This window comes from Chryseobacterium bernardetii (assembly GCF_003815975.1).
GTDB classification, from domain to species: Bacteria; Bacteroidota; Bacteroidia; order Flavobacteriales; family Weeksellaceae; genus Chryseobacterium; species Chryseobacterium bernardetii.
Genome location: NZ_CP033932.1, coordinates 4,699,966 through 4,718,851 on the forward strand (window position 1 = coordinate 4,699,966; position 18,886 = coordinate 4,718,851).

15 protein-coding genes are annotated in these 18,886 nt (G+C 37.7%); 9 read left to right on the forward strand and 6 right to left on the reverse strand.

The window, feature by feature from the left end; genetic code table 11:
- Nucleotides 1-102: 102 nt before the first annotated feature.
- The 7 genes from EG339_RS21425 to EG339_RS21455 all read left to right on the forward strand — a co-directional run bounded on the left by EG339_RS21425 (nucleotide 103) and on the right by EG339_RS21455 (nucleotide 7,180).
- Nucleotides 103-609 carry a hypothetical protein gene (locus tag EG339_RS21425; RefSeq protein WP_123871956.1) on the forward strand — a complete coding sequence of 169 codons (507 nt, stop codon included), beginning with the start codon at nucleotides 103-105 and terminating at the stop codon, nucleotides 607-609.
- Between the two features lie 59 nt (nucleotides 610-668).
- Nucleotides 669-1,457: a PhzF family phenazine biosynthesis protein gene (locus tag EG339_RS21430; RefSeq protein ID WP_123871958.1), complete on the forward strand. Its 789-nt coding sequence runs from the start codon at nucleotides 669-671 to the stop codon at nucleotides 1,455-1,457.
- Between the two features lie 225 nt (nucleotides 1,458-1,682).
- Entirely contained in the window at nucleotides 1,683-2,273 is a 591-nt protein-coding gene (locus tag EG339_RS21435) for a TetR/AcrR family transcriptional regulator (protein ID WP_123871960.1), read from the forward strand.
- Nucleotides 2,274-2,374: 101 nt separating this feature from the next.
- A complete protein-coding gene (locus EG339_RS21440; protein ID WP_123871961.1) occupies nucleotides 2,375-3,121 on the forward strand; it encodes an HD domain-containing protein in 747 nt (248 codons plus the stop codon).
- A gap of 222 nt (nucleotides 3,122-3,343) precedes the next feature.
- A complete protein-coding gene (locus tag EG339_RS21445; protein WP_123871963.1) occupies nucleotides 3,344-3,823 on the forward strand; it encodes a hypothetical protein in 480 nt (159 codons plus the stop codon).
- Between the two features lie 160 nt (nucleotides 3,824-3,983).
- Nucleotides 3,984-6,380 (forward strand): hypothetical protein, encoded by a 2,397-nt coding sequence (locus tag EG339_RS21450; protein WP_123871965.1) that lies wholly within the window; start codon nucleotides 3,984-3,986, stop codon nucleotides 6,378-6,380.
- 332 nt (nucleotides 6,381-6,712) lie between these two features.
- On the forward strand, nucleotides 6,713-7,180 hold the full coding sequence (locus EG339_RS21455; protein ID WP_123871968.1) for a hypothetical protein: 468 nt from the start codon (nucleotides 6,713-6,715) through the stop codon (nucleotides 7,178-7,180).
- A gap of 185 nt (nucleotides 7,181-7,365) precedes the next feature.
- Here EG339_RS21455 and EG339_RS21460 read toward each other — a convergent pair whose 3' ends face one another.
- Nucleotides 7,366-8,232, reverse strand: a complete 867-nt coding sequence (locus EG339_RS21460) for a tail fiber domain-containing protein (RefSeq protein WP_123871970.1) — start codon at nucleotides 8,230-8,232, stop codon at nucleotides 7,366-7,368.
- Between the two features lie 269 nt (nucleotides 8,233-8,501).
- The gene (locus EG339_RS21465) at nucleotides 8,502-9,752 is read right to left on the reverse strand and encodes a hypothetical protein (RefSeq protein WP_123871972.1); all 1,251 of its coding nucleotides are present in this window, start codon (nucleotides 9,750-9,752) and stop codon (nucleotides 8,502-8,504) included.
- Between the two features lie 198 nt (nucleotides 9,753-9,950).
- On the opposite strand from EG339_RS21465, the gene EG339_RS21470 reads away from it, so the two are divergent.
- Nucleotides 9,951-10,427, forward strand: coding sequence for a GNAT family N-acetyltransferase (locus EG339_RS21470; RefSeq protein WP_123871974.1), 477 nt, complete (start codon nucleotides 9,951-9,953; stop codon nucleotides 10,425-10,427).
- 170 nt (nucleotides 10,428-10,597) lie between these two features.
- Here EG339_RS21470 and EG339_RS21475 read toward each other — a convergent pair whose 3' ends face one another.
- From EG339_RS21475 to EG339_RS21490, 4 genes are all read right to left on the reverse strand, one after another.
- On the reverse strand, nucleotides 10,598-11,008 hold the full coding sequence (locus EG339_RS21475) for a 5-fold beta-flower protein (RefSeq protein ID WP_123871976.1): 411 nt from the start codon (nucleotides 11,006-11,008) through the stop codon (nucleotides 10,598-10,600).
- A 51-nt stretch (nucleotides 11,009-11,059) separates the two neighbouring features.
- A complete protein-coding gene (locus EG339_RS21480) occupies nucleotides 11,060-11,527 on the reverse strand; it encodes a hypothetical protein (protein WP_123871978.1) in 468 nt (155 codons plus the stop codon).
- Nucleotides 11,528-11,675: 148 nt separating this feature from the next.
- Nucleotides 11,676-16,469 (reverse strand): RCC1 domain-containing protein, encoded by a 4,794-nt coding sequence (locus EG339_RS21485; protein WP_123871980.1) that lies wholly within the window; start codon nucleotides 16,467-16,469, stop codon nucleotides 11,676-11,678.
- 21 nt (nucleotides 16,470-16,490) lie between these two features.
- On the reverse strand, nucleotides 16,491-17,669 hold the full coding sequence (locus EG339_RS21490) for an autotransporter outer membrane beta-barrel domain-containing protein (RefSeq protein ID WP_123871982.1): 1,179 nt from the start codon (nucleotides 17,667-17,669) through the stop codon (nucleotides 16,491-16,493).
- A 754-nt stretch (nucleotides 17,670-18,423) separates the two neighbouring features.
- Here EG339_RS21490 and EG339_RS21495 point away from each other — a divergent pair.
- The gene (locus tag EG339_RS21495) at nucleotides 18,424-18,834 is read left to right on the forward strand and encodes a RidA family protein (protein WP_123871984.1); all 411 of its coding nucleotides are present in this window, start codon (nucleotides 18,424-18,426) and stop codon (nucleotides 18,832-18,834) included.
- Nucleotides 18,835-18,886: the final 52 nt, after the last annotated feature.

Sequence of the window (18,886 nt, forward strand, 5' to 3'; positions counted from 1 at the left end):
AAAAGAATGTAAGCATCAGTATTTCTGTAAATTTTCGTATTTTTATGAATTAGAATATATGTTCTGCCTGCCTTATACGGCGAAATCCCAACTCTGTTATTCATGAAAAAATTAAATCCAGGTTATTTCGAATTCTTCTTTTTCCGGTATGGCTTCATCGTTATTTTTATCTTTGCGGTTACCCTGCTGCTTTATTTCATTACCCCGGAGAAAGACCTTGTCTACCTGGTTATTCCGGGTATTGTATGTTTTCTGTTTCTAGTGTTTGTATGTTCATCAGATTATTTTACACTGAAAAGAAATCTTCCTCTTGCCAATGTTTTCTTAACCAAAGACAGCCTTATTATTAATGAAATTCCTTATCCTGCTGAACAGATAGAAGAAGTAGCCTTTATGCCCGTAAGACATGCCCTGAACAAGTTTCCGGCATATTTTATTGAAATTACAACCCAAAATGGGGCTGTTTTTTATTTTCTTGAGAAAAGTATGGGCTGGGACTTTGAATCTCCTACCCTAAAATTATTAAATAAACATCCCCTATTCTCTTTAAAAACAAAAGAAAAAAGTGAATCATCAAAGGGTTTTTCAGCATTTAAAAAGCAACCGTAAACCCGGAAGCTAAACGGAAAAATAAATTATCTTTGTTGGAGACATAAAATTTTTAGATCATGAAGTTAGAATTATTTCAAATAGACACCTTTACAGAAAAGATTTTCCAGGGAAATTCTGCCTGTGTTGTTCCTTTGAAAAACTGGTTACCGGATGAAACTCTCTTAAAAATAGCCCGTGAAAATGCTGTAGCAGAAACAGCTTTCTTTATTGATAATGGCGATACCATACATCTGAGATGGTTTACCCCTGAAATAGAAATGGATTTATGCGGGCATGCCACCCTTGCCTCTGCGCATTGCTTAACCACCATTTTAAATTACCCGAATAGCAGAATTGTTTTTGAAACCAAAAGTGGTGAGTTAACAGTGGATGTAAAAGACGGTCTTTATTATATGGATTTCCCATCCAGAATGCCGGAGCCAGCCACTCTTCCGGACACTATAGCCCAATCTCTTACGATACAGCCCAAAGAAGTATTCAAATCAAGAGACTATGTTCTTGTATATGAATCTGAGGAAGACATCAAAAATATCAGCGTTGAAAGATCCATTTTAGACCTTATCAACCTGGATCCTGGTGGTGTGGTAGTGACTGCTGCAGGTACTGACTGTGATTTCGTATCAAGATATTTTACCCCGCAGGCATCTATTCTTGAAGATCCTGTTACCGGTTCTTCACACTGCTCACTTATCCCGTTCTGGTCTTCAAGGCTTGGGAAGAACAACCTTTTTGCCCGCCAGCTGTCAGAAAGAGGAGGCCAGCTTTACTGTGAAAACAAAAATGAAAGAGTAATTGTTGCAGGTAAGGCCAGAACCTATTCTATGGGGCATCTTTGGATAGAATAATGATCTACCTTTAATCAGCACATAGCTTATCCATCCATAAAGAAACAGCACCATTTTTTGGTGCTGTTTTCATTCTCTATACTGCCATGAATACAGCGTTTTATCTATTTTGCATCAATATATTGACCTGTGGTTTTTAGCAGCCGGATCTTTATATGATTCTTTTAAGTTGCAAATCCCGGAAAAATGTATTTAATTTGCAAAAGATACTAATTGGTATGTTTTATGAAAAAAGCAGAACTTACAAGGTTAAATATTCTTCAGAAGGCCTATGAACTTATTTATACAAAAGGATACCAGGCAACAAGTATTGATGAAATTATTGCGACCACCAAGGTAACCAAAGGGGCTTTTTATTATCATTTCAAAAATAAAGATGAAATGGGAATTGCTGTTGTTAATGAAGTGCTGAGTGCTACAACGGGTTACCACTTTCAGCTGTCAGCCATCATAGACCGGGATCCTGTGGAAACCATATATCAGATGATGCATGAGCTGCTCATTGAAAATAAATTTATGAAAGTGGAATATGGCTGCCCGGTATCTAATCTTGTTCAGGAAATGGCCCCTTGGCATGATAACTTCAGGGAAGCCTTAAAAAAAGAAGCCGCAGAATGGGAAAAGCGCCTGGTGACCATATTGGAAAATGGGAAAAAAAATGGTTTTATACGGCAGGATGTCAATTCTGTTCAGGCTACGTTTTTCATCCTTTCAGGTTACTGGGGAATCCGGAATTTTGGCAAGCTCCAAAACGATCAATTTGTCTATATGTACTACCTGAATGAACTAAAAATTTTCCTGGGAAATCTAAGGTAATTTTTTTTCACCAAAAACATACTAATTAGTATGTTTTTAAACAAAAACAACACATTATCAAATATTTAAAATAATAATATATAATTCAAAACTGTTTCTATATGGAAATTATCTTACCCGCATGCGGCATTTTAAGCAAAGGCGAAACCCAAAAATTCAAACTCATGCTTATACGGTCTAAACTGCAGGAGAACGTTAACAGAATAATGTTATCTTTTAACCTGAAAAACTATACAAAGACTGATTTTAAAGACATTGTTGTACCAGACTCCGCAATTGCTAAAAAGGCTATAGAAGAAGCCCGGAAATACTGTAATTCTATCCTGTTCTCCCATTCTTACAGGACGTATTTCTGGAGCAGTGGCTTTGCCTCGTCCGAAAACCTGAAGGTAGATGCTGAACTGTTATTTATTTCATCTCTTCTGCATGATATAGGGCTTACGGATAAGCACCACCATGTATGTTCAAAACAGTGCTTTGCCAACTACGGCGGAGCGTTCAGCCAACAGTTCTGCCTGCAAAACAACCTCGACCCCAAAAAAGCATCAGCCGTTAAACAGGCTATTGATCTGCATCTGAATCCTATAGTAAATAAAGACAAATACGGAAATGAAGCCTACAGTCTTTCCAAGGGAGCGGCTATGGATGTAATTGGAGCCAACAGGTTCCAGCTCAGCAAAAAATATATTGATGATGTAAACAGGCATTATTCCAGACAGGGATTCAAAGAAGACATTTTAAATACCATGGAAAACTTCAGCCATAAGGAAGGTACAAGGGCTGATATCCTTTACCGCATGGGATTTGCAAAAATGGCCAATAAAAACCCGATGAACAGAGAATATTAAACCTATATGTAACTTATTAAAATCTCTCTTCCGGAATAAGTATTTCCAATAGAGAGATTTTTATTTTTTTATTCAAATATAAAAGTTCAATCTGGAATAAAACCAACAAACAGCTACAAGCCAACACTTTACATATTGTTTAAAACTTTTGTATTTTTACAGAATTCAATACGTTTTTTGCCAACCAACCTCAACTTCAGTGAAAATAAAATACTGTTATTCATGAAAAAATTAAATCCGGGCTATTTTGAATTTTTCTTTTTCAGATATGGAGTCATTGTTATTTTTATTCTTTTAACTGCAATGCTGATTTATTTTTTCGGCAAAGAGAAAGATCCTGCTCCTCTGGCCTGTATAAGCATCGGATGTTTTCTTTTTCTGTTGTTTATGTGCATGGCAGAATATAAGATGCTGAAAACCAAGCTGCCGCCTGCTAATGTTTTCCTTACCAATGATAGCCTTATCATTAACGAAATCACTTATCCTGCTGAGCAGATAAGGCAAATTACCTATATGCCCGTAAAAAATACTCCCTACAAATTTGAGGCATACTGCTTTGAAATTAAAACCAATAACGGCACTGTTTTTTATTTTCTGGATAAAAGCAGAAACTGGAAACTTGAATCTCCCACCATGAAATTATTGCAAAAACACCCTGTTTTTTCCCTAAAAACAAAAGAAATTACCCATATCAAGGGATAACTCTTTAATGGCTGCTTCTTTTTTATATGCATACAAATCTGCAGTCCTGCCCTGAAGTATCATCAACATTATTTTTTCTTTTGAAATAACAGGCCAATATCAGTTTCGGAAGTCTTTAAATCATTAAATTAGCGCTGAATTAAAATGCGTTAAGATTTCTATGAAAAATATATTCGGTGTATTGCTTCTTTCGATGGTACAGCCTGTTCTGGCCCAAACTAAACTGGAAAAGGCTCTCACAAATCTTGAGGATAATTATGAACAGGAAAAAGTATATGTACTTACCGATAAATCACAATATGCCGCTGGTGACAAAATCTGGTTCAAAAGTTTTGTATTTGACGGTTATAACCGTTCTGCATTATCTACCACCCTGTTTGTAGAATTATACAGTGCTGATAAAAAATTAATAGACTGGAAAACAGTTCTTCTTACCAATGGGGAAGGCAGCGGAGATTTTCAGCTGAAAGAAGACCTTCCGGAACAGGTTTATTTTGTAAGAGCTTACACGCCTTATATGACCAATTTTAGTGAAGATTTCCAGATCGCTAAATCTTTTCCGGTATATAACCCCAACTCTACAGAATCACTGGTTATTCATAAAAGCTCCGATTGGTCTGCAAAAGCCTTTCCGGAAGGCGGCAATTTCATTAACGGCATGCCTACGAAATTTGCTGTAAGATTAACCAGTAATACTTCTCTGCCGGAGAACTGGTCCGGGAAAATTGTAGATGCACAAAACCCCAATGTTCCCATCACTACCTTTAAATCTTTTGATAAAAATGTGGCCTCTTTTACTTTAACTCCTGCTTCGGGAAAAAAATACCAGGCTATAATTCAGGATAATACAGGGAAAAGCAAAACAATAGATCTTCCACCGGTTGCAGACAGCGGTCTTCATATAGAAGTTAACAGTTCAAAAGAGGGTATTAAGTATAATATAAAAGGGGTTAACCTAAAGCAGCAGCTTCAAAATTATAAGATTGTAGGAACCATCAATAACCACCTGGCTTATAAAGCGACTATTAAGCAACTGAACAATGAGGCTTCAAGCCTTATTCCTACCAAGGTGAGCAATGGAGCCAACGGAGTTTTCCAGTTAGCCATTTTTGACGATCAGGACAATCTGGTAGCCCAAAGGCTGTGTTTCATAAAGCCCAATGATCTAAAGATTGCAAAAGCTGAAATTATAGGCCAGAGCATCAAACAAACTCCAAGATCTTTCAACAGTATTGATCTTTCTCCTGAATCTTATTTTAAAAATTACACCGTATTGGTAAGTGAGGATGACGGAACCCAAAAGCCTGAAGAAGATAACATTTTAAGCGGGCTTTGGTTAACAGGAGACTTCACTACAAAGATAGACAGCCCGGCCCAATATTTTTCTAAAAATGCAAACAGTGAAGCTCTGGATGCCCTGCTTATTTCTGAAAAGTGGAACAGGTTTGACTGGAACTCTGTGCTTAGCGGAACTGTACCAACCATTAAGACCAAGCCTCAAAAATTCCTTTCCTACAGGGTGAAACCTGTTAAGAATAGTTCCCTGATGCCTAATTCCAGTGTGATGCTGTTATTAAAGTCTGGCAAAAGTGAACCCATCATCAGCCCGTTTCAAACAGATCAAAGTGGTTATATCTATTTAAATAATCTTAGCAATGATGAACCTTTAACGGTTTCCCTATTCGCCAATTCAGAAAATGGTAAAGAATCAAATGCTGATAATTTATTTGTAACGGCTGAACCATTGGTAAACCCTACCCAGTTTACCGGCAACTCCCCGGAAACAAAATATAAACTGGTAAAAACCAACGGAAACAAAACTCTTCCACCAGCCATTTCCAAAGCCATCAATGCCCAAAAAAACAATAAAAAAATAGAGGGCGCCGAAGTACAGGAGATTAAGGAAGTAGCATTAACAGGAAAAAAGAAAGACCCGAAGGAAGAACTGGACAAACAGCTTTCCACCGGAATGTTCAGCTCTATGAACGCTACTATATTCGATTTTGTGAATGAAGATCAGCAAACCAACGGAGCTATCAATATATTAGACTGGCTGCAGGGAAGAGCTGCCGGTTTAACATTTCAAAAAAATAATTCAGGAATAAGTGTACCTTATATCCGTGGGCAGCAGGCTAAACTTTATCTGGATGAAATCCTTACAGATCCCAGCATGATCTCTACCCTTCCCATTAACAATATTGCTATGGTAAAAGTGATGAAAGGAGCAGGATTAATAGGTGATGCAGTAGCTATCTATACCATGAAAGGTAATATGAAGCCTAAAAACAGCGGAAAAGAAGCCCCAAAGAACAATTCAGCAGTTATAAAAGGCTATGATAAGCCTTCAGAATTCCTTGTTGAAATGATAGATGAGGATACCAAAATTGAAAATGATACCCGCGAAACATTATACTGGAACCCTAATTTATTTGACAGCGATTACGTTCCGCCAAGAATTAAATTCTTTAATAACGACAGCGCAAAACAGTATAAAGTAACCATTATAAGTTTTGATGAAGATGACAATCTTCTTTATGACCAGCAAATCTTTAAATAACAGAAAAGCCTTTCAGTGATCCTGAAAGGCTTTTTGGTTTGGAGCCTGAACCGTAAGAAATTCCTTAATATCTTTTCATTTCAATAGTTTTCCCGCTTTCCGAAGTCTCCTGATTTTGGCGAACTTTGGTGAAAGTGTCTTTTTGAAACGCAGAGGATAGTGATTCTTCTGTTTTATCTTAAGAGAAAAAATATGAGCGGCAAAGTCACCACTGAAGCGAATGGATATGCGTTTGCTTAGAAAGAATCAATGAAGTTGATTACCTATTCCAAAAAAACAGAATCTTTCAAAAGAAAACACCAAATATTCCGTTTAATTCTTAAATTTAACCAATGCAAAAGAACCTTTATCTCATCATCATATCATTTTTTCTTACCAGCTGCTATACTTACCAGGTAAAAAAGCAAGCGAATACAGTAACTGGCAATAAGCAGGATGCTAAAAAGAATTCAGCTTCCGCCAATATGGCTTCGCCGATGAAAAATACGGCAACTGAAATTCAAAACATAAATGCCCAGCCAACATCTGTACCCATCAATATCCAGGAGAAACTCAGCCCCAATAAAAATGTTAAAATTGAAGTTGACGGCAAGAGCTATAAAGTAATTGTGGACAGATGGGAAGGCGACAGCCTGGTAGCACACCCTGCTCATAGTGCTAAAAAAACACTGAAATTCCATAAAAACCAGATTAATGGTGATAAAATTGCAGAAAAACGTTTTTCCGAACCTATCGCTAATATTATTACAGTTAGTGTTTATGCCGGAATTGCAGCTGTAATCTGGTATCTTTTACGCTAAATATCAATAAAATAAAAACAGTATCACGAAAAAATTTATCTAAAGAGTTAAAATAGAAAAAGCCAATATATGACCCGATAGGTTTTAAGGCTTTATAATAAGATTTGAAAAGCTATATATCGCTTGGATAAGCATGCAATATGACTTTTTCTATTTTGAAGGAAATAAAATTTTAAATAAGTTTTTTATTTAATTTTTTGCTGCAAAGCCTTTATTTGTTCTTTTAGAGTTTCAATTTCTTTTTGCTGCTCTTGAATTGCTTTGGTAAGAACTACTGTCATTTCTGCATAATTTACTCCCAGTGTCTTTATTTCATCATTTGCAGTAGTTACAAGTTCAGGCATCTTAGCTTTTACTTCCTGAGCAATAAAGCCTAATTTTTTATCCCTGCCTAATTCCTCATTTTTATACCTGTAATTAATTGTACGGAGAGCTAAGATTTCCTTTATACCATAAGAATTATCTACTATATCTTTTTTAATTCTCATATCAGAAGGAGTTATTGTTCCCGAAGCAAGAATATTTCCAATAACATGAATCTTCTCAGTAGGAGCTGTAGTGCCTACTCCTAATCTTCCTGAACGTGTGAGAACCAGTATTGTTCCCGAATCTGTACCTGCATTATCACTTACATTTTGAAAATTTAAAAAAGCTTCTGTAGCATTCTGAGTGTAATTTATTTTTAGGACCCTGGTACCCACCGGGGCATTAATATTCTCAAGGTAAATCCCTGGTCCCGACAGCCCGGCAGCTGATCCATTTCCCGTGATGGCTATTCCTGAAACAAAACTATTTGTTATTCCAGTTGTAGCATTAAGTTCATTAATATGCAGCTGCTGTTTTGGTAATACGGTCCCAATTCCCAAGTATCCATTACTAAGCATAACAAGGTCGTTTGATTGTTGTGTTGTATTTGGGCTTCCGGTAGCAGGATTGTCTTTCGCTCCGTCTATATGAAAAATACCCTGTGGATTTGGCGTATTAATGCCTATTTGTGAAAACACAAGGTTTGAGATAAATAGTGATGATAAAATAAATAAACTCTTTTTCATGGTTTTGTATATTTAGAATTGTAATTTACTAACTAATTTATTAAATTTATACTAAAATACGTTAATTTATTAAATACTAATCATAAACAAAAATAATTTAATATTAATATATTTTAATTTTACATTTATCAATAATAAAATAAAAATATATTAAATTGTAAAATATTATTTTTTTTTGCAACTCTAAATTGCTGATTTAATAGAATCGCTTTTTCATTACCAAAGTTTAAGTAAGTTCATTTTTTATAAGTCTTACAAAAAACTTATGACTACTCATATTTAGAAAAATCCACTGCAAAAATACATCGGTTTGCCTGGCTTCCGTTCTGGGCTCCGGCATTGGGTTCATATTCTGTGAGGCTCCACAGATAGTTGTATTGGGATTCGTAATAAAGGGATTCTGCACCATATGGCCACCTGTAGCGTACAGTATCATCGGCTCCATCTGTATATCTTGCCAGCCTTGCATTAGAGCCATACGAGTTGCTTGGAGATCCGGTGCAGGATAGCCATGTTCTGTTTCCTTTTCGGAATACACCTTGTATGCCATGGGCATGATTATCGGCAAAAAGACTGTTCCTGGGAGCTACACTCACGATTCCTGAGTTTTGAAGTGTTCCGCCGGCATCAATAGGGAAACCAAAGACTCTAGGAACAATGGAAGCATCCGCACTGCCGGCATAGTACTGGCCGGTCCAGAGCTGATTTCCTTCATCATTCACCTGTATAGTAGAGAAAGGGCTGGCATTGTTGATCTTCTGATACCCTGTCTGAGGCAAAATATACCGGTAGTTGAAGGCAAATAGATTTCCATTGGCATCCTTACCGCATTTATCATTGGTAACATCTCCTGTACTTACTTCAATAATTTTATCCAGATCAAATATCCGGACTCCAAGACTGGTACTGCTGAGATATACTTTACCTTTAAAATACGCAATTCCTCCGGCATGTACCTTCAATGGAGCATAAGAACCATATTGTGTATAATTGGTAATATTGGCTGGAATATCCGGCTGTACCAACAGGATATGCCTGTACGTGAGATAGGTGTTTGAACCTGGACTGATGTCTATCAGGGTAATACGGGAGCCTTTATATTCGGCGTCATCCTTTGCATACCAGCTCACCAGCAGATACCGGACCCCATCTTTGGTAAACCCTGCAATACCCTGTGGTCGCCAGATGGGTGTAGTTTCATCATCGGTATTCCAGCGGATTCCCCTCACCCTGTTCTCTTCCGGGATATTAAATCCGTAGACTTCTGTGTAAGCGTTTCCGCCAATGGCCTGACGGTTTTTGTTAACCTGGGCCGGATTTAAAAAACTGAAGCCTGAGCTGATATAAGCACTGGTATTTACATAAGGATTAACACTGACATCTGCTGCTAAAGTTCTATTGGTATTCATTTTCAACGGAAGCTCTTCTTCCAGTGGAACTAAAGTTAGCTGGTTATTCTGGCAACCCACTCCTGCTACTGCAAGCATCAGCATCCAACCTAATATCTGTTTTTGGATCATGGTTTAATTTTTTTAATAATGCCTTATAAATTAAATTGCTTACGAAACTACCGGATTCTGTTTTCATGGGAATTACCTCAGCATTAAATGTGTATTACATTTTATGTTTTCTGCATTTCTGATAAACACGACATGCTATTATGATTTGCTGATCCTGGTATTTAATTATATTTGAAGATCAACCACCAATTATTCAAAATGAAAGACATAAAATTAAGACCAACCGCAGTTAGTGACCTGGAGATACTTTTTCAAATCCAGCTTGATGAGGAAGCTAATTATCAGGCGGCATTTACATCAAAGGATTCCCAAAATAAAGAAGCCTACCTGGCAAAATATACAAGATTACTCAGTGATCCTGCTGTTAACAATCAAACCATTATTGTAGATACCGTTATTGCAGGAAGCATTGCCAAATTTGTGATGGAAGGTGATGCAGAAATCACGTATTGGATTGATAAAAAATTCTGGGGACAGGGCGTTGCCACAAAAGCGTTGAAAGATCTTCTCATGATTGAAAAAACCAGGCCTGTTTTTGGGCGCGTTGCTTTTGACAATCTGAGTTCGCAGAAGGTTCTGGAGAATTGTGGATTTATCAGGATTGGTACAGATAAAGGTTTTGCGAATGCCAGACAAACGGAAATTGAGGAGTTTATTTACAGACTAGACCGCTAATTTGGATTATACTCCCGGTGTTAAAATTTAACCTTTCAGGGGAAATCTATATGACCTTTAAAGTTTATTCATGCTCCGAGATCTCCTGCTCGGAATAGGTTTATAGGATTATTTTAATAAACGCAAGCGATGTGGTATGGCAGATCAAATTATTTCTTTGTTATTCATTTTCAATCCAATTTAAAAAAGAAATATACTACTGCGGCCCATTCTTTTTTAATACCTTTAGCATAGCCAATGGTACTGCGGCTGCTATTTTCTACGGTTCCGTCATCTTTAATGTAACCCAGGGTTGTCCGGCTGCTGCTTTCTACGGTACCATCTTTTTTAACATACCCTACAGTAGAACGGTTTTGATTTTCTATGGTGCCATCATTTTTGATATATCCGATTGTTGAGCGGTTTCTATTCTCTATGGTTCCGTCAGACTTAATATAGCCCACCGTGGAACGACTGCTGTTTTCGATAGTTCCGTCTGATCTGATATAGCCCGTTGTGCTGCGGCTTCCAGATTCCAGAGTTTGGGCACTTGCGGCTGAAAGGGTGAACAGAAGAAAAACAATAAACAGTATTTTTTTCATGATTTTTAAATTATAATCGGTTATTATCAAGTGAATTTCTGAGAGTTTGATCTATTCAAATTCAAAATCCCATTCTTTACTGAACATTTGGGTATCCTGATTGATAGATTCAAATAAACGTTCCAGTTTTTCTTTGCCATGAATATTTTCTAGTTCCAGCCATTCTGCTTTTGATAATGGTAAAAAGGCTAAAGTATCAGACCCATCGCTTCCTTTATAGAATCTGATTTCATAATCTGGCTGTATTACCCTGTTTAAGAAAATCAATGTAGGATCCCGGTCAATAATTTTTTCTGTAAAGGTTTGGTCTTTGTATTGTATGGTAAGGAAGAGATCATCTCCGCTATAAGTCATTTCAACCTGTAGAACGCCTGTATTAAGGCTTTTTTCACAATATTCTACAATGGCATCATCTTCTTCCCGCCAATCCACCCAGAAGATCAGTTGGCTGTTAAGTGCGCTCAGTTCTTCAAAACTTTCAGTTACGATGTATTTCTCCAGGGTATCAATCTTTCTCATTCTGAGATTTTTAAAAACTAAATATACAATTTATACACATTCCCGGCTCTATAAAAAAATAGCGCCACCTAAAAATAAGTGACGCTATCTATTCAGAAAAGACCAAAGTTACGAAGGTTTTAAACCTTAATATCGGTAACCATAGAATTTATCGTTTGATAACTTTTACTGTTTTTACAAAATCATTTACAGCATTTATTTTAACCAGATAAACTCCTGATACGAATCCGGAAGCATCAATTGTTCCTTTTGTATCATTAATTGCTTTGGTAAGAATCAGCTGTCCTGCCGCATTGTAAACCGTTACAAAAAGAATCTTCTGATCATAAGAGATCGTAAGGATATCCTGTACCGGGTTTGGATACACTTTCAGCTGATCTGCTTTTGCAGCAACCTCAGAAACAGCTAAACTACTTGTAGGGCAGGCAACAGGTACGAAAATTGGTTTTGAAATATTGGTATTATCTCCTAACTGTCCTTTGTCATTAAGACCACAGGCTGATAAAAACCCTTTGGTGTTTATTACAAATCTATTATTCATACTTACGGCAATGCTTTTTGTATCGGCAGCTGTTCCTATTTGTGTTGGAACTAATCTGTTCACTTTTGTACCATCACCTAATTGCCCGTTATTGCGACCCCATGCCCAAAGAGTGCCATCTGTTTTTATTCCTGCTGAGGAATCATTCTTGTCAGCACTAACACTCTGCCAATCTGTTGCTGTTCCTATTTGTGTTGGTGTAGATTTACTATTACTTGTTCCATCACCTAATTCCCCATCAAAATTAAATCCCCATCCCCAAAGTGTTCCATCTGTTTTAAGGGCTAGCGAATGGGCAAATCCTGCAGCTGTATTTTTCCAATTTGCAGCTGTTCCTATTTGAGTAGGAGTATATATATAATTTACACTTGCAACTGCCAGTTGGCTGTTGGTATTAAGCCCCCATCCCCATAGGGTTCCATTTGTTTTTACGGCTAAAGTATGGTATTTGCCGCTGGATAGGGTTTGCCAATCATTTGCCGTTCCAATTTGTACTGGCGTGATTCTATCTATGCCTGTTCCATCTCCTAATTGCCCCATGGTGTTTCTACCCCAGGCCCAAAGTGTTCCATTAGATTTTATAGCTAATGTAAAATTATCTCCGGCTGCAATAGTTACCCAGTCTGTTTCAGTTCCAATTTGTACAGGGGCAGTTCTATTGGTGGTAGATCCATCACCTAATTGTCCAAATGAATTACTTCCCCAGCCCCAAAGTGTTCCATCTGTTTTAAGGGCTAATGTATGGTTAGATCCCGCAACTATTTTCTTCCAATTATCTCCAAACCCAATTTGTGTCGGATTATTTTTAGAGATTGTTGTCCCATCTCCCAGCTGCCCATACTGATTATCACCCCATGACCATAATGTTCCGTCTTTTTTAAGACCCGTTGTATGGAAGAATCCCGAAGTTACACTTTCCCAACATCCTGCCTCGAATGTAGGAAGTGTAGTAAAGGAACCTGCAGGAACCCAATCAGCCTGGCTGGTTCCGCAATTAGACGCCACCCACCAGTAGTAAGTGGTATTAGGTAATAGATTTGTTAAATTCGTTATTGAAGATGCACCAGAGGCTGTTGTTCCCTCTATACCTCCAACAACTGGATTTGTACTGTAAAGATATCTATAGCCATTAGAAGGCAGATTGGATGAATCTGTTGCTGTCCAGCTAAGTGTTGCCGTTGAAGAAGTGATATTAGCAGCCAAAAATTGACCAGGAGGATCACAACTTATAGGGCAGGCAAGAGTAGTAAGAATTTGCTTTTGAATTTTTGTACCATCTCCTAACTGGCCATAAACATTACCGCCACAAGCTGATAGAATTCCATTGGAATCTATCACGAACATATTATATACATTTGCTGCAACACTCTGTATACCGGATACATTACCAACTTGTGTTGGAATATGCCTATCGATCAAAGTTCCGTCACCTAATAGACCTGATTCATTTTTACCCCATGTCCAAAGTGTTCCGTCTGTTTTTACGGCTACAGAAGAATCATCATAATTAGAATAAATACTGCGCCAGTTTGTTGCGGTTCCCACTTGTACCGGTATTTGTCTTCCGGTTGTTGTTCCATCACCTAATTGGCCAAGGTAATTGGTTCCCCATGTCCAAAGTGTTCCATCTGATTTTAAACCTAAGGAGTGGCCGGAACCTCCCACCGCATTTATCCAGTTTGCTGCGGTTCCAATTTGCACAGGAGCGTTTTTTGATGTTGATGTTCCGTCACCTAATTGGCCATTGGTATTTGAGCCCCAGGCCCAAAGTGTCCCATTTGTTTTTATCGCGAAAGTATGTTGTGATCCCGGAGAAATAATTTTCCAGTCAGTTGCAGTTCCAATCTGGACAGGTACATTTTTATCTACAGTTGTACCATCTCCCAGCTGCCCGTAATTATTTCTTCCCCAGGCCCATAATGTTCCATTAGACTTTAGAGCGATTACATAAAAGTCTCCAACGGCAACATTTACCCAGTCTGTAGCTGTTCCCACTCTTGTTGGAGTGTTTTTTAAACTTGTAGTTCCATCTCCTAGCTGCCCGTACTGATTTTGTCCCCAGGCCCATATTGTTCCGTCTTTTTTCAGACCTACAGAATGATAATTCCCAGTAGCAACTTTCTTCCAATTATTTGCCGTTCCTACTTGTATTGGAGTACTTTCTGAACTGGAATTCCCCCATCCTAACTGACCATACGAGTTACTACCCCATGTCCATAATGTTCCATCTAACTTTATTGCTGTCGAATGGTTTAGTCCTGAGCTTACACTTTGCCAGCAAGCTGTTACGGTTGCAGGAAGCGTGGTAAAGGAACCTCCGGATACCCAGTTCCCTTGGCTGGTTCCGCAATTAGATGCTACCCACCAATAATAAGTAGTATTAGGTAATAAGTTTGTTAAATTGACTGTTGAAGAAGCAGCAGAACCATCTATCCCTCCAATAATCGGACTCATACTGTAAAGATACAGATAACCGCCATTAGGAGCTGGAGTTGATCCTGTCCAGTTAAGGGTAGCTGTTGCAGCCGTAACATTAGTTGTTGAGAACTGTGTTGGAGGAAGGCAATTTGAAGGGCAACTAATAGGTGTAAATGTATTTTTGTTATTAGTAGTTCCATCACCTAATTCACCCGAAACATTTTGTCCGCAAACTTTTAAACTGCCATCAGCCGTTTTTACAAGAACATGTAAAGATCCTGCAGACATCAATGCATTATCTGAAGAGGTTCCCACTTGTTTTGGTGAGGTGGTATTCGTTGTGCCATTTGTACCATTTCCTAATTGTCCTTTAGCATTGGCTCCCCAGGACCAAAGTGTTCCATCTGTTTTGTTGGCAAACACAAAATTAGAGCCAACAGCTATATCCTGCCAATTGTTTGCAGTTCCCATTTGTGCTGGAGTGAGCTTATTAGTTGTTGTTCCATCTCCTAATTCCCCATTCGTATTATAGCCCCAAGACCATATTGTACCATCTGTTTTGAGTGCTATGGTATGAGCACCCCCAATACCTATATTGCTCCAATCCGTAGCTGTTCCGATCTGGACGGGTGCATTTCTATCAGTGGTTGTTCCATCTCCCAATTGACCATAGCTATTAAAACCCCATGCCCATAATGTACCATCTGTTTTTAAACCTACCGAATAATAATTTCGGGCAACTATTTTCAGCCAGTTTGTTGCGGTTCCAATTTTGACAGGTACTGTTGAACTTGTGGATGTACCATTTCCTAATACTCCAAATGCATTAGACCCCCAAGCCCAAAGTGTTCCATTGGTTTTGACAGCGAAAGCCTGACTGGATCCGGCACTGATGCTATTCCAATCTGTTGCAGTTCCTATCTGAACCGGAGCAAATTTATCTGTTTTAGATCCATCACCTAATTGTCCGGAATCATTCTTACCCCATGTCCATAACGTACCATCTGCTTTGATAGCAACCGTATAATAATATCCGGCTTCTACTTTCAGCCAGTTATTGGCAGTTCCAATCTGGATAGGCACATTTCTGCTTATTGTAGTACCATCCCCCAGCTGGCCATTGGAATTACTTCCCCATGCCCATAGCGTTCCATCTGTTTTTATTGCTGCAGAATGATTAAATCCTGCACTAATACTCTGCCAGCAGCCAGTAGGAACTGGAGTTTGTACATTAATAACATTTTTAAAAGCAGGACTCCAAACACCCGTATTATCTTTGATACGAACATTAAATACATGCAACCCATTAGATGGTAAAGCTATTCCGGTTTTGGTCAGCTGCTCAAAAGAACTGTTGAAATTTCCGTCAGCTGCCAATACCGGAGTTCCGTTTCCTACGCCCGGATCATTATCCCAGAAATACTCTGCCTGAGATAGGGACATAATATTTGATGTTACAGGTTGCTGAACATCAATAATATTAGTAAAAACCGGACCCCAGGTACCCGTATTATCTTTGAGACGGACAGAGAATTTATGCAGACCGTTACCAGGTATAGCAATGCCTGTTTTGGTTAATTGTTCGAAAACACTGTTAAAACTTCCATCCGCAGCCAATACCGGAGTACCATTTCCTGGTCCAGGATCTGTATCCCAAAAATACTCTGCCTGAGATAGAGACATAATATTTGATGTTACAGGTTGCTGAACATCAATAACATTGGTAAAAACCGGTCCCCAGGTGCCCGTATTATCTTTGATACGGACAGAGAATTTATGCAGGCCGTTACCAGGTGTAGCAATGCCTGTTTTGGTTAATTGTTCAAAAACACTATTGAAACTGCCATCAGCAGCCAATACCGGGGTACCATTTCCTGTTCCGGGATCGGTATCCCAAAAATATTCGGCCTGGCTTACGAATATTTGTGCAGGGCACAATGTTATCATAAACAGGGCGATTATACTATAGATATAATTCTTCATATTTTGTTATATCATTAGTAATTATTTAGAAAAACCTGATCCGCTAATGGTTAATGTACCACTGCTTATTGTTCTTGGCGTTACCAGATAGTTCACCTGAGGTTTTCCTCCGTTATCAGCAGGCCAGTAATTGGCCCAACTGTTTGAACCTCCATAATGGCCAACATCATTTCTGGTTAGGTCTAAGTCTGTATATTTTACATCAGGATTTCCTGCATTTACATTCATCCCGGTTACTGTATATGCTGTGCTATCGAAATTCATATTGACAGTCCCTGAATTATTACTTTGGGTTATATTACCCTGAGTTATGAACGGATTCGTAAATAAATTATAAGTCGCGACTACATTCACATTACTGCTGCTGTTTTGAATACAGACATTGGTTTGTCCCACCACAAAAGAAACAGCATTATTCATAATGGCAATATTTCCTGCAGCAGCACCATTTATATTAATATTAAACGGGGCCAAATCACCAGGGTTGGGATTATAAACTGTATTGTTAATGATTTCGTTAGAACTTCCTGTTTTAAGGTTGCTAACATTAAAGCCGGTACTAAAATTATTGTAGAATTTAAAATTATAATTGATTTGTGAATTCTGTATCCCTCCATTGGATATATTACCATATACCTCAATATCAGATGCCGCAGGAATGGTATCCGGCGCCATGGAATAGATACTGATAAACCCTGTTTTGTTGGCGGTACATATTCCGTGGGAAAATACCAGATTCCCTTTCAAATTACAACCGGAAATATTGGTTGTGGTATTAACCTGATAAGTAAAAACATTATTCAGATCACAGTTCAAAAGATTAATGGTAGTTCTTCCGCCAGATGTTGCTGCGTTTGCTTCTAAATTATAGCTGCCGGTTGTCCCGGTACTCAGGCTGCTTATAGTCACCACTCTTCCGGCTGCCGGGCTGATGGTAATATTCCCCTGAATGATATATTTGTTATAATTGGTTTCGGAAACAAAAGTAAGTGACTTATTGATGGTCACATTTTCTACATAAGCTGTCCCGTTTATTTTAGGCTGAATGATGATGCGGTCTCCATCTGAAGCTGCTGTAATTGCTGCACTTACAGTAGAGTAAGCTCCACCGGCTCCGCCGTTTCTCACATATAAATCGGCTGCAAAAGCCATGGTACTTGATAAGCCTGCAAAGGCAATGATTAGTAGTTTTTTTGTCATGATCGTAAAAATTGATTGGTTTATTATTTAATTATTTGTTTTTTAACCTCCTCGAACAAGTGTAAAGCATTTCTTTTTTTCTAAAATCAATAATGGAATCCTTCTATATTGGTACCCTTTTGATTGGAGAAAATAATCCGATAAGTCATATTGATAAAACATGACTTGATGCTAAAGACACTTCCAGGACTTAATGTGATTTACATTGTTGACAACAATGTATTGTGATGAATTCTTAGAATGAATGTATTCATAGCTTAATTAGTTTTCAAGTTTAGGTTTTTAGTTTTTCTCATCAACATGATTATCAACTATAATTCATGTTTATTGACTGCAAAAATATATTTTTATTATGGATCATGAAATAGCTGAATAAAAATAATAGAAACTTAAAACAAAACAGGATAAAATTCATCACGCTGCTCAATTACCTAAAAAACAGTATGTAGCCTATTTATGCGTTCTAATCGTACATCAAAGAACCTGAGTAAATGTTCTAAAATAATCTTCAGGAAAAATAAAAATCCGGACAATATGAAATGAAATGTAAATTCTCTCAACATATGTATATGTTTTGAAAAATGATGAAGCCTAACTTTGCCTCATCAATTAAAGCACTACAGTTGTTGACATTCAAATTTTATAAGTTATGATTAATTTTAAAAATAGTATATCTAAAGGAAGATATCTGCTGATTTCATCCGTTTTTTTTATATGTTCTGCAAGCTGTTTACCAACTGAAAACAATAAAAATATGTCAAATATCGAATATAAAAATCCGGAAACTCTTTTTGATCCTGCTCCTTTTGCTTTTTCCCATGCAACAAACAGTATAGGTAACGGAAATTATGTATTTATATCCGGGCAAAGTGGTGGAGAAGGCTTACATCATAATCTCTCCGGAGATTTTAGAAGGCAAGTTCAGTTCGCTTTAAAAAATCTGGAAACAGTACTTAAAGAATATCATTTGAATACTGATCATGTCCTTAAAATCACAGTGCTTATTGTTGACCATGATCAGGAAAAACTCAGCATTTGGACAGAAGAAATGCATAAAGTATGGAAGAATAATAAATTTCCGGCCAGTACTTTAATTCCCGTTCAAAAATTAGCACTGGACGGCATGATGATAGAAGTGGATGCCATTGCTTTTATACCTTTATAAAACAAGAATCCGTCTCACAACAAAAAAGACGGATTCATATCTTATATTCTGG

Excerpts from the sequence above, each read along its gene's own strand:
- EG339_RS21425 (WP_123871956.1), top strand. The coding sequence starts at position 103 with ATGAAAAAATTAAATCCAGGTTATTTCGAATTCTTCTTTTTCCGGTAT.
- EG339_RS21430 (WP_123871958.1), top strand. The coding sequence starts at position 669 with ATGAAGTTAGAATTATTTCAAATAGACACCTTTACAGAAAAGATTTTC.
- EG339_RS21435 (WP_123871960.1), top strand. The coding sequence starts at position 1,683 with ATGAAAAAAGCAGAACTTACAAGGTTAAATATTCTTCAGAAGGCCTAT.
- EG339_RS21440 (WP_123871961.1), top strand. The coding sequence starts at position 2,375 with ATGGAAATTATCTTACCCGCATGCGGCATTTTAAGCAAAGGCGAAACC.
- EG339_RS21445 (WP_123871963.1), top strand. The coding sequence starts at position 3,344 with ATGAAAAAATTAAATCCGGGCTATTTTGAATTTTTCTTTTTCAGATAT.
- EG339_RS21450 (WP_123871965.1), top strand. The coding sequence starts at position 3,984 with ATGAAAAATATATTCGGTGTATTGCTTCTTTCGATGGTACAGCCTGTT.
- EG339_RS21455 (WP_123871968.1), top strand. The coding sequence starts at position 6,713 with ATGCAAAAGAACCTTTATCTCATCATCATATCATTTTTTCTTACCAGC.
- EG339_RS21460 (WP_123871970.1), bottom strand. The coding sequence starts at position 8,232 with ATGAAAAAGAGTTTATTTATTTTATCATCACTATTTATCTCAAACCTT.
- EG339_RS21465 (WP_123871972.1), bottom strand. The coding sequence starts at position 9,752 with ATGATCCAAAAACAGATATTAGGTTGGATGCTGATGCTTGCAGTAGCA.
- EG339_RS21470 (WP_123871974.1), top strand. The coding sequence starts at position 9,951 with ATGAAAGACATAAAATTAAGACCAACCGCAGTTAGTGACCTGGAGATA.
- EG339_RS21475 (WP_123871976.1), bottom strand. The coding sequence starts at position 11,008 with ATGAAAAAAATACTGTTTATTGTTTTTCTTCTGTTCACCCTTTCAGCC.
- EG339_RS21480 (WP_123871978.1), bottom strand. The coding sequence starts at position 11,527 with ATGAGAAAGATTGATACCCTGGAGAAATACATCGTAACTGAAAGTTTT.
- EG339_RS21485 (WP_123871980.1), bottom strand. The coding sequence starts at position 16,469 with ATGAAGAATTATATCTATAGTATAATCGCCCTGTTTATGATAACATTG.
- EG339_RS21490 (WP_123871982.1), bottom strand. The coding sequence starts at position 17,669 with ATGACAAAAAAACTACTAATCATTGCCTTTGCAGGCTTATCAAGTACC.
- EG339_RS21495 (WP_123871984.1), top strand. The coding sequence starts at position 18,424 with ATGTCAAATATCGAATATAAAAATCCGGAAACTCTTTTTGATCCTGCT.